14 protein-coding genes are annotated in these 9,082 nt (G+C 41.2%); all 14 read left to right on the plus strand.

What is annotated here, in order from left to right:
* The first annotated feature begins 209 nt into the window (after positions 1–209).
* The 14 genes from ACTNCK_RS11100 (at position 210) to ACTNCK_RS11165 (ending at position 9,044) form a co-directional block, all read left to right on the plus strand.
* Complete coding sequence (locus tag ACTNCK_RS11100) at positions 210–443, plus strand: hypothetical protein (protein ID WP_441082784.1); 234 nt, start codon at positions 210–212, stop codon at positions 441–443.
* Positions 444–705: 262 nt separating this feature from the next.
* Positions 706–1,842: a tyramine oxidase subunit B gene (locus ACTNCK_RS11105; protein WP_441082785.1), complete on the plus strand. Its 1,137-nt coding sequence runs from the start codon at positions 706–708 to the stop codon at positions 1,840–1,842.
* Between the two features lie 163 nt (positions 1,843–2,005).
* Entirely contained in the window at positions 2,006–2,308 is a 303-nt protein-coding gene (locus ACTNCK_RS11110) for a Dabb family protein (RefSeq protein WP_441082786.1), read from the plus strand.
* A 69-nt stretch (positions 2,309–2,377) separates the two neighbouring features.
* A complete protein-coding gene (locus ACTNCK_RS11115) occupies positions 2,378–3,322 on the plus strand; it encodes a DUF1848 domain-containing protein (RefSeq protein ID WP_441082787.1) in 945 nt (314 codons plus the stop codon).
* Between the two features lie 249 nt (positions 3,323–3,571).
* Positions 3,572–3,721, plus strand: a complete 150-nt coding sequence (locus ACTNCK_RS11120) for a hypothetical protein (RefSeq protein WP_441082788.1) — start codon at positions 3,572–3,574, stop codon at positions 3,719–3,721.
* A gap of 19 nt (positions 3,722–3,740) precedes the next feature.
* Entirely contained in the window at positions 3,741–4,169 is a 429-nt protein-coding gene (locus ACTNCK_RS11125; RefSeq protein ID WP_441082789.1) for a hypothetical protein, read from the plus strand.
* A gap of 264 nt (positions 4,170–4,433) precedes the next feature.
* On the plus strand, positions 4,434–4,694 hold the full coding sequence (locus ACTNCK_RS11130; protein ID WP_441082790.1) for a Mor transcription activator family protein: 261 nt from the start codon (positions 4,434–4,436) through the stop codon (positions 4,692–4,694).
* A gap of 21 nt (positions 4,695–4,715) precedes the next feature.
* Positions 4,716–5,561: a hypothetical protein gene (locus ACTNCK_RS11135; protein ID WP_441082791.1), complete on the plus strand. Its 846-nt coding sequence runs from the start codon at positions 4,716–4,718 to the stop codon at positions 5,559–5,561.
* Between the two features lie 26 nt (positions 5,562–5,587).
* The gene (locus ACTNCK_RS11140) at positions 5,588–6,160 is read left to right on the plus strand and encodes a hypothetical protein (RefSeq protein WP_441082792.1); all 573 of its coding nucleotides are present in this window, start codon (positions 5,588–5,590) and stop codon (positions 6,158–6,160) included.
* Positions 6,157–6,666, plus strand: a complete 510-nt coding sequence (locus ACTNCK_RS11145; RefSeq protein ID WP_441082798.1) for a DUF6591 domain-containing protein — start codon at positions 6,157–6,159, stop codon at positions 6,664–6,666. The genes ACTNCK_RS11140 and ACTNCK_RS11145 overlap by 4 nt, the downstream gene beginning before the upstream one ends.
* A gap of 18 nt (positions 6,667–6,684) precedes the next feature.
* Positions 6,685–7,425, plus strand: coding sequence for a DUF4230 domain-containing protein (locus ACTNCK_RS11150; protein ID WP_441082793.1), 741 nt, complete (start codon positions 6,685–6,687; stop codon positions 7,423–7,425).
* A 15-nt stretch (positions 7,426–7,440) separates the two neighbouring features.
* Positions 7,441–8,328: a hypothetical protein gene (locus ACTNCK_RS11155; protein ID WP_441082794.1), complete on the plus strand. Its 888-nt coding sequence runs from the start codon at positions 7,441–7,443 to the stop codon at positions 8,326–8,328.
* A 120-nt stretch (positions 8,329–8,448) separates the two neighbouring features.
* Positions 8,449–8,844: a helix-turn-helix domain-containing protein gene (locus tag ACTNCK_RS11160; protein ID WP_441082795.1), complete on the plus strand. Its 396-nt coding sequence runs from the start codon at positions 8,449–8,451 to the stop codon at positions 8,842–8,844.
* Between the two features lie 2 nt (positions 8,845–8,846).
* Complete coding sequence (locus ACTNCK_RS11165; protein WP_441082796.1) at positions 8,847–9,044, plus strand: zinc-ribbon domain-containing protein; 198 nt, start codon at positions 8,847–8,849, stop codon at positions 9,042–9,044.
* Positions 9,045–9,082 lie beyond the last annotated feature (38 nt).

A 9,082-nucleotide genomic window follows, 5' to 3' on the forward strand; every position in this document is an offset into this window, starting at 1 on the left:
TTCAGGGACTTTCGTTTGATCAGATAGCTGCTGGAATAGATCTGCCTGTAGATGAAGTGAAGAATATTATCAGCTCAGAAAGTTAATAGCGCAGGTATGAGAGCTCAGGGTATAGGGAGAAGGGTTCGGGACTTAGTTTGGATTTATCCCTAGCCCCTAACCCCTAACCCCTTCCTTACTTTAAGGAAGATACGAAGGGAGTGAGAACTATGTGTAAGGTAATCGAAGAGATGCGTAAGGAAGTATGGAATGAGGCTTGGAATGAAGCTTGGGATGAAGCTTGGGATGAAGCGTGGGGTAAAGCCTCTAGTGAGGCAGAGCTAAAGACAAAAGAAGCTAGTGTAAGAAGAATGTACCTGAAGGGGTTTCCGGCGGATCAGATAGCATATATTATAGATCTGCCTGTAGATGAAGTGAAGAATATTATCAGTTCAGAGATTTAATAGCACAGGTATGAGAGCTCAGGGTATAGGGAGAAGGGTTCGGGACTTAGTTTGGATTTATCCCTAGCCCCTCACACCTCGCACCTCACACCTCGCACCTACTTCTTCTAACAGACGAACAGTTCTCACTATGGTTCGCTTTTTTACAATAATCAGGCACACCATCATAGTATACTCATTTTTGTTTCGAGGAACAAAGGAGTTCGGATGGCCATTCAGCTGTCCGGACTCTTTTCCTACTAAGTAGAAAAGAGGAAAAAAGATGAGTTATCCTGAGATTGATTTTTTGTATCTGAATGAAGACGACATGATAAGAGCCGGAGTGCAGGACATGAAGGGCTGTATCGAGGCAATGGAAGAGATGTTTCGTCTGATGAAGGTCGGGGATTACAGGATGGGTGGAGCAAACGGTAATTCTCATGGAAGTATGGTCATGTTTCCAAAGGAATCACCTTTTCCTGAGATGCCTGTGGACGGACCCGACCGTCGGTTCATGGCTATGCCTGCTTATCTGGGTGGCAAATTCGATATGGCCGGTGTCAAGTGGTATGGAAGTAATGCCGAAAACCGTAAGAAGGGGCTTCCTCGTTCTGTCCTCATGCTGATCCTGAATGATAAGGATACCGGAGCCCCAAAGGCATTTATGTCAGCAAATATACTTTCCGCATACAGGACAGGCGCAGTGCCAGGAGTAGGGTTCAAGTATTTTGCAAGAGAGGACGCTACTACTGTGGCTATAATTGGACCTGGTGTAATGAGTAAGACTGCTCTTGCAGCTGCCATAGCTGTCCGTCCCTCGATAAGAAGAGTTAAGGTCAAGGGACGTGGTAAGGCATCGCTTATGAAGTTTGTAGATCATATGTCGAAGCTTTATCCGGATGTGGAGTTTATTCCGGTGGATACAATGGAAGATGCTGTGCGTGACGCCGACATTGTTTCATGCTCCACCTCGACTCCTACCGGTGATCCATCCCTTTATCCTTATATCAGAGAGCAGTGGATCAAGCCTGGTGCTGTCATCGAATCTACGGCGGCGCTCCGCTTTGATGACGATTTTCTTATCAACAGGACCAGGACAGTAACAGACAATATCATGCTTTACGAGGCATGGGAAGACGAGATGAAGCCAGACGCCTATAATACTATCCCTATCCCAGCGGTTCGTGTCGAGGACCTAATCGCAGAGGGGAGGATGTCTCCTGACCAGATCGATGATCTTGGTGATATCCTGCTTGGAAGAAAGCCGGTCCATAGAAATGACGATGAAATCGTCATCTATTCTGTAGGCGGTATGCCGACAGAGGATGTAGCCTGGGGAACAATGGTCTATAGAAATGCCGTAGAAAAAGGTATTGGCGTAAAGCTTAACCTCTGGGATACACCGAAGATGGTGGTGTGAGGTAACAAAGTAAAGTATATGCTTCACCTGTAATCACTTTGCTAAGGAAGTTCTTTTCGCTCAGCTCGCTAAACGTCTTCGACCTGTGCTCGCTAATAAGGAAGTTCTGCTCGCTAAGCTCAATCTTCGTCTATAAGCAAGAAACGAAATGAGGAGGTACACAATGGTAAAACATATAATCCTATGGCAGTTTAAGGATGAACTGACAGATGACAGGAAAAAAGAACTGGGTAATGAAATCAAAGAAAAGCTGGAGGCTCTTCAGGGAAGAATTCCGGGGCTTGTCGATATACATGTACAGGCGGATATTCTGCCATCTTCGAATGCTGACCTGATGCTTGACTGTTCTTTTACGGATGAGGATGCGCTGAATGGCTATGCAGTCTATCCCGACCATGTGAAGATAAAAGACGGGATCATCGCACCAAATGTGAAGTTAAGAGTCTGCATTGATTATAAAGAGTAATCATGGAAATAGAATATCATCAGCCACAGGATGATTTTTTAACCGTGAAGGATATCAGGCTACAAGAGAATGATTATTAATACGGGCAGCCGGACGGATATTCCGGCTTTCTTTTCAGAATGGTTCTATAACCGAATAAAGGCCGGGTTCGTTCTAGTGAGAAATCCATACGACCCGATGATGGTGACGAGATATGTGCTTGATCCATCTGTCGTGGATGCGATTTCTTTCTGTACGAAGAACCCGGCACCAATGCGTCCTGGACTTCATGAGCTGGACAGATTCAAAAGCTTTTTCATGGTGACGATCACACCGTATGGCAGGGAGATAGAGCCTATTGTTCCAGATAAGAACAAAGTGGTGGAATCATTCAAAGCACTGTCGGAATATGCAGGGAAGAATGCCATGAGCTGGCGGTATGATCCGGTTTTTATTTCAGAAAAATACAGCGTAAAATTCCATAAAAGAGCTTTTGCAGATTTTGCTGAGAAGCTACATCCATACACTAGCCAGTGTGTGGTGAGTTTTATAGATCTGTATGAAAAAACGAAAAGAAACTTCCCGGAGGCGAAGCATGTGTCAAAGAAAAAACAGGAAGAGCTAATTGATTCCTTTTCTGAGACAGCAAGGAAATATGGGATGCAGATTCACCTGTGCCTTGAAGATGCAGGGCTCATCAGAGATAATGTTGATGCAGACGGATGCTATTCACAGGCGGTAATGGAAAAGGCGATAGGAGAGCATCTGACTGTCCCAAATGCTGCAATAGGCGCCAGAAAGGGATGCAGATGTCTCCTTGGCTCAGACATAGGGGCATATAATACCTGCGCTCACGGATGTCTGTACTGTTATGCGAATTATGACATGGAGATAGTGCATCAGAATATGAGATGGCACGACCCGGAATCCCCTCTGCTGATAGGACATCTTCACAAAGGGGATATGGTCAGGGATGCAAAGCAGAAGTCGTGGATAGATCCACAGCTCAATATATTTGATTTTATTTCTAGATAATAGTGAAATACTATTTGTTCAGATTTTTCCTTACTTTATTCAGCTTATTCTGGTCTATTCTGCCGTTAGCTATGGCATTATTCACCCAGAGATCCAGGCCTCTTCCGTCTGTCCTCAATATTATATCATTTTAATTCCCCGATTTGGGGAATTAGACTATCTTTTTTCCTCGAATCAGTTGTTTATTATCCTGTCTGCTGGGTGTATCATCAGATCATACAGAAGAAAAGCAGATGATTGGAGGACAAAATGATTACGTTGTTCTGTATCTTTATAATCGGTGCTGTATTTGTAGGGCTGATAAAGCTGGTATTTGATCTGATCGGAGCGATGTTTCGTCTGTTACCGACAATCATTGTATTCATAGTGCTGGCAGGCCTGTTCTGCCTGGTATTCTGACGGAGGTAAAAAAACTACTATGACAGGTGAAGTTTATGATAGGGATAAAGAAGTAAGAGAGGCTGAGATGGCTGGTGAGCGCGCATTATCGAGTCTCAGGGAAGCTGACAAGCAGCTCGGAAGTGCGAGAAACTGGGGGCTGCTGGATATCTTCGGCGGCGATACAATTTCCGGGATAATGAAGCACATGAAGGTCAGCAATGCAAACAAGTACATTGAAGACGCGAAGCGTGACCTGATGGCTTTCAGGGATGAGCTGGATGATATCAGAGACATAGAAGGTCTGAATATAGATATCGGCGGATTCCTGACATTTGCCGATTTCTTCTTTGACGGGCTTATTGCAGATATCTTCGTACAGTCGAAAATCAACGATGCCAGAAGGCAGGTTCAGGAAGCGATAGCTAGGGTAGAGGGGATACTGAGGCAGCTGAGATCGCATTACTAAGTGATGATTGCTTAGTCATTTTGACAAGAGAGCATTCCGTGGATATTCTTTCGGGATGCTCTTGCAGTTTATCCGCGAAAAAATTAATTCCTATGATGGAGTGTTAATGCATCCACAAATCCAAAATGGGAAATCTATATGATATTCTGATAACGGTCTGATATAGAGGCACACAATGAAATCTTCATAAGAATATTTCATTGGAAAACGTCAGAATGGTAATTTCCATGGCGGTTGTGTACAATCATATCAGAGGAATTAACGATGAGCGAAAGTGGATTTTTTAACAAAATATATAAAGAAATTGGAAAAATGGCTGGTGATGATGTGGCCAGGAAATTCTGGGAGAAGTACGGCGGACTAACAGTTAGCTTCCCAAAGAATCTGTATTCCAATGAGTATGCCAAGGAATATATACGAAAGAACAATGGTAAATTACATCCAAGCCAAATGGCAAAGATACTCAATCTGACTGAGCGTCGCGTCAGGCAGATAATCAAAGAACTAAGAGATGAGGAATCTTAGAAGATTAGGAGGACAAAGATTATGGGTAAGACGAAGAAGGTGGTTGTTACAGTAGTTGTTGTCGCGGCTATTGTAGTGTGTGGATGCATGGCGTGGTTTAAATTTTACAAGGAGCCTCATGATAAGGCTGTTAGCGATTATAACAATGCTGTGACAGTATTGACAGATAAAAATAAGGAACTGGACGAGCATATTGATAGTCTGAATGCCCTTATAAAAGGAAAGGATAAACCATATAGCAAAAAGGTTGCTGAAAAAGCGGCAGAGGTGGTTAAGGAAGCAGATTCGGCAAAGCGAACAGTTCCTAAGGACATGCCTTCTAAGACAAAAGATATTGTCAGCGCTACAGGAAAAATAGATGTTGGTGTAGATTATTCTGAACAGATATCGGAATTAGATGAATCGGCAAAGGAATACTCTGATAGTATTAAGCAACTCAAACAGGTGACAAATCCCAAGGAAAGCTTTGTTATTGAGCGTCTTAAGACAATTAAGGAAGTTAAGGAAATAAAAGCAGTTACAGAGGACAATGATCCTAATGGACATCTGAACAAACCGCATGGATATACAGCAACTGTCTATTTTGTATCATCGAGTGTGGATCAAAGTGAGGTGTATTACGAGGGGAAAGGGGATCCGGTAGATAAGGGGACAGATGGGGGCGGAGCTGTTGAAGTGTATGCAAATGTTGCGGACGCAAAGAAGAGAAACTCTTATCTGGAAGGATTTGATGGACCAGGAATTACTGATTCAGGTTCTCACAGAGTTGTTGGGACATGCGTTATACGAACATCGGAATATCTGACGGCTTCAAAGCAGAGGAAACTTGAGAGGAAAGTAATAAATGCTCTTATTGCGTTAGATTAAGCTATAGGGATATATGAGGTGAAAATATGGTATGTCCATATTGTGGCTCAAAGGAATTGATTCTTGAAAGTGATGAGGTAACTATCGAGCGGATAAGAAATGCTACCTATAAAGATATCGAACATGAGAAGATGTCATTTGAGCAGGCAAAGTATAATGATAGGAAGCAGGAGAAAAAGACAACATCGTTTAAAAGCGGTAAGTTCAGTAAATTCATTATAATATGCATAGTAATAGATGCATTGGGAATGGCAGTAGCTTTTAATGATGTTCGCCCTGTGGCGGGAGTTATTGCTATTCTGCAGCTAGCGCTTCTTGTTATGGCATGGCTTATGGGGGCAGGCATTATTAAAGAAAAACTTCAAGGACAGTATGTCTTGTTTGCAATTGTTGGAATGGTGCTGACTATTCCTTATATGAGTTTTTATAATGGTAGAGGAGCTGAAGCATTAGAGTCTAGAAAAGATAATGATAACTATACGGCCACAACATCTTCATCATCAGAAGAAAAGGTTGATTATAATAAGAGGATATTTCTTGGCCAAAGGGTTAACTTGCAAAGTCTCTTCCTAAACCAAAAAAACTACACGGATATATAGCAGAAGATTCTTCTGACAGCTTATCAATATATATTGACAAGCTGTCAGAAAAAGATTACAATACGTATGTGGATGACTGCTTAGACAAGGGCTACGATAGTGACTATTATAGATACGATGATTCGTTTCATGGTACAAACAACAAGCATGAAAAAAGAGATCTTTCAGTTGAGTGGGAACGGAATAAAGTAATGCATATCTATCTTATGGTAGGAAGTGCTTTGGCTGGAGCGGCTGTTGGCTCTATTGTTCCGGGTGCAGGAACCGCAGTTGGACTTGCGACAGGATTCGTGGGTAGCCTTGTTGGAACAGCAGTAGCATCTGAGGCATATAACTCTGTTGTGGAGCAGGCACCAGAAGTGGCAAAGAAATTTGTGGATAAAGCACAGTCAATGGCTCGAAATGCTGTTACAAGGGCAGAACAGATTGTGCCTGATAAAGTGGATTCCGTAAAAGAATCTTTGAATAATTTCTTTAACAATAATAATATACCAGTTACAGTATGATGAATAAGGAGCTGAGAAATGAATGACATAAAAGAAAAGAACGAACCTATAACACAAGATGAGCAGGAGATGGGTAGTAGATATATCATTATCAAAATTGCTGTAATATTTGCTCTATGCTTTATGGTAATATTTGGGATTACTCATCCATCGTCAATATTGGGAACAGGGAAAGTGACGAAACTGGAATTGTCGGGTAAATCATCAAAAAGTGCAGGCCATGATTTTGTTTCAGGGGATGGGAAAACGGTAGCTGATTTTTCAGATGCGGTTATAACAAAGTCTGAGAAGGAAGCTAAATTGGAGGTATATTCGCAGGATGTAAGTGATACGTCTCATTTATCCCAGAACATCATATTTAACTGGCTTAAGAAATATCAGACTATAACATACAAGGGTAAGGTACAGTATTATGTAGACCTTAATCTGATTACAGAAAAAAATGTTACAGTTGATTCTACAAATAAGACGGTGACTGTTACGATACCAAAACCTCAGTATCAGATAAATCTTGATTACAAAGATTTCGTTATCAGTGATCCTTCTACACATACATTCCTTCCGACAAGCGATATAAAACTCTCATTTGATGACGTACAGGAACTCGATGAAGATGCCAGAAAAAAGATTGAGGCTAAAGTAGAGCAACAGAATAATATAGCGGAAGCTAAGCAGGCAGGACTGGATCAGACAAAGGAAATATATGAGCAGGTAATAGGTACTGTAGATAAAAATTATACGGTGAATGTTGAGTATTAAGTGGAGGAAATAGTGATGAAGAACAGTACAAAAGTTGTAGCTTATGATATATTTCTTGTGGCATTATGTCTGGCATCTTTTTTATGGTTTTCAAGAATCGCCACAAGTAAGGTTGTGTATAGCAACTCGATAGAGACTTTGGATGAAAAGAAAGACAACGTTTTAAGGCTGACCGCAATATCGGCAGGCGCATCATTTGCGGTTTCACTTCTGCCTGGTAATGTAGGAGATTCTATATCTGATAAACTTGTTGATCTTAGCGGATATTTTGTTGCAATAACCATTGGGATATATATTGAGGAATGGATGATTGCAATTATGGGTATTGTGGCTTTTAAAATAATTATACCTATAGGATGCATTGTATTACTGATATTGTCTTTTTTTGATAAACCTGATATTAACCGTCTTACTTGTAAGGTTATGATATTCGCGTTTGTGCTTACTCTTGTGGTACCATGCAGTACATGGATATCACAAAGAATAGATGCGGTTTCAGATCAGACTATAGCTAACAGAGTGGAAGAGGTTCAGAAAAATTCAGATGATGTTGTTGCAGATACAAAAGATAGTGATGAAAGTGGCATTTCAGGAGCATTATCAAATCTTTGGTCAAAAATTTCAGGAGGGGTTCAAGGGGTTCTGACAAAGTTTGAAACCCTTCTCCGGAACCTGATTGATACTATTGCAGCTATGATTGTAACGTCATGCATAATACCTGTACTGGTATTTGTTTTTCTGATATGTATTACGAATATGATATTTGGTAAGGTAGTGGAGTTGCCTGATCCAAAAGAACATAGATTAAGTGATAAGACAAGAAAAGTTCGTGAATCCATATCCTCAAAGAAATCTTTGAAAAATGCAGAACCGTCAGATGTCATTTCAGAGAAGAGTGACTGAATAGTATAGATACATTTGTAGTAACGAAAGCTGTTAGAGAACAAAATGTTCTTTAACAGCTTTTTTTGTGTAGTTTTATAAAGGCACTTCGCAAAAATTTTTACTTCTATCTAGGAAAAAATGCTTGACACCCACGCAACGTGGAGCGGTAATCTAAGAAAGGAGTACAAAATGATTTCAAGGACAGAATTGTGTAAGGAGTGCGGTATGACGCGACGAGCGTTAGAACATTATGCAACTGATGAGGGTTATCATCTGTTGGACCCGCTTGTGACGGATGCCTCAGGTTCTTATTACGATGATGATGCAGTAGAAAAGTTGAACTCTATAAAGTGTCTTAAGGGGTATGGGTTTTCTCTTAAAGAAATAAAGAGATTCCAGACGTCAGATGTCCAGGAGCAACATGAGATGATGCGTGCTCTGCTTGTAAGAGTTGAAAAGAAACAGGATGATATCATCAGACAGAGAAAGATGATAGAGGATTATTTAATCTCATTTGAGAACAGGAGGAAATGACTATGGCATTTTGTATGAACTGTGGAATGAAAGTTCCAGATAACGCAAGGTATTGCCCGAATTGTGGTTCGAAAATCGAATCATCGATTACTGATACTGATGATGGTGAAATTAAAGAAGAGGAAGAAAAAAAGAGGCTTCATCAGTTTGTGTGGGTAAGTAGTAGCCTCGGCTACACACCCTATCCTTGTTCTGCTTGACTGCCAACTAGCTGGTTGGATGCCCTGTGTCAAGGGTT

Origin of the sequence: Candidatus Weimeria sp. HCP3S3_B5 (assembly GCF_052064335.1) — a bacterium.
Lineage (GTDB): Bacteria > Bacillota > Clostridia > Lachnospirales > Lachnospiraceae > Weimeria.

What these genes read in the sequence shown, in the direction of transcription:
- ACTNCK_RS11100 (WP_441082784.1), top strand. Translation starts at nt 210, where the DNA reads ATGTGTAAGGTAATCGAAGAGATGCGTAAGGAAGTATGGAATGAGGCT.
- ACTNCK_RS11105 (WP_441082785.1), top strand. Translation starts at nt 706, where the DNA reads ATGAGTTATCCTGAGATTGATTTTTTGTATCTGAATGAAGACGACATG.
- ACTNCK_RS11110 (WP_441082786.1), top strand. Translation starts at nt 2,006, where the DNA reads ATGGTAAAACATATAATCCTATGGCAGTTTAAGGATGAACTGACAGAT.
- ACTNCK_RS11115 (WP_441082787.1), top strand. Translation starts at nt 2,378, where the DNA reads ATGATTATTAATACGGGCAGCCGGACGGATATTCCGGCTTTCTTTTCA.
- ACTNCK_RS11120 (WP_441082788.1), top strand. Translation starts at nt 3,572, where the DNA reads ATGATTACGTTGTTCTGTATCTTTATAATCGGTGCTGTATTTGTAGGG.
- ACTNCK_RS11125 (WP_441082789.1), top strand. Translation starts at nt 3,741, where the DNA reads ATGACAGGTGAAGTTTATGATAGGGATAAAGAAGTAAGAGAGGCTGAG.
- ACTNCK_RS11130 (WP_441082790.1), top strand. Translation starts at nt 4,434, where the DNA reads ATGAGCGAAAGTGGATTTTTTAACAAAATATATAAAGAAATTGGAAAA.
- ACTNCK_RS11135 (WP_441082791.1), top strand. Translation starts at nt 4,716, where the DNA reads ATGGGTAAGACGAAGAAGGTGGTTGTTACAGTAGTTGTTGTCGCGGCT.
- ACTNCK_RS11140 (WP_441082792.1), top strand. Translation starts at nt 5,588, where the DNA reads ATGGTATGTCCATATTGTGGCTCAAAGGAATTGATTCTTGAAAGTGAT.
- ACTNCK_RS11150 (WP_441082793.1), top strand. Translation starts at nt 6,685, where the DNA reads ATGAATGACATAAAAGAAAAGAACGAACCTATAACACAAGATGAGCAG.
- ACTNCK_RS11155 (WP_441082794.1), top strand. Translation starts at nt 7,441, where the DNA reads ATGAAGAACAGTACAAAAGTTGTAGCTTATGATATATTTCTTGTGGCA.
- ACTNCK_RS11160 (WP_441082795.1), top strand. Translation starts at nt 8,449, where the DNA reads ATGCTTGACACCCACGCAACGTGGAGCGGTAATCTAAGAAAGGAGTAC.
- ACTNCK_RS11165 (WP_441082796.1), top strand. Translation starts at nt 8,847, where the DNA reads ATGGCATTTTGTATGAACTGTGGAATGAAAGTTCCAGATAACGCAAGG.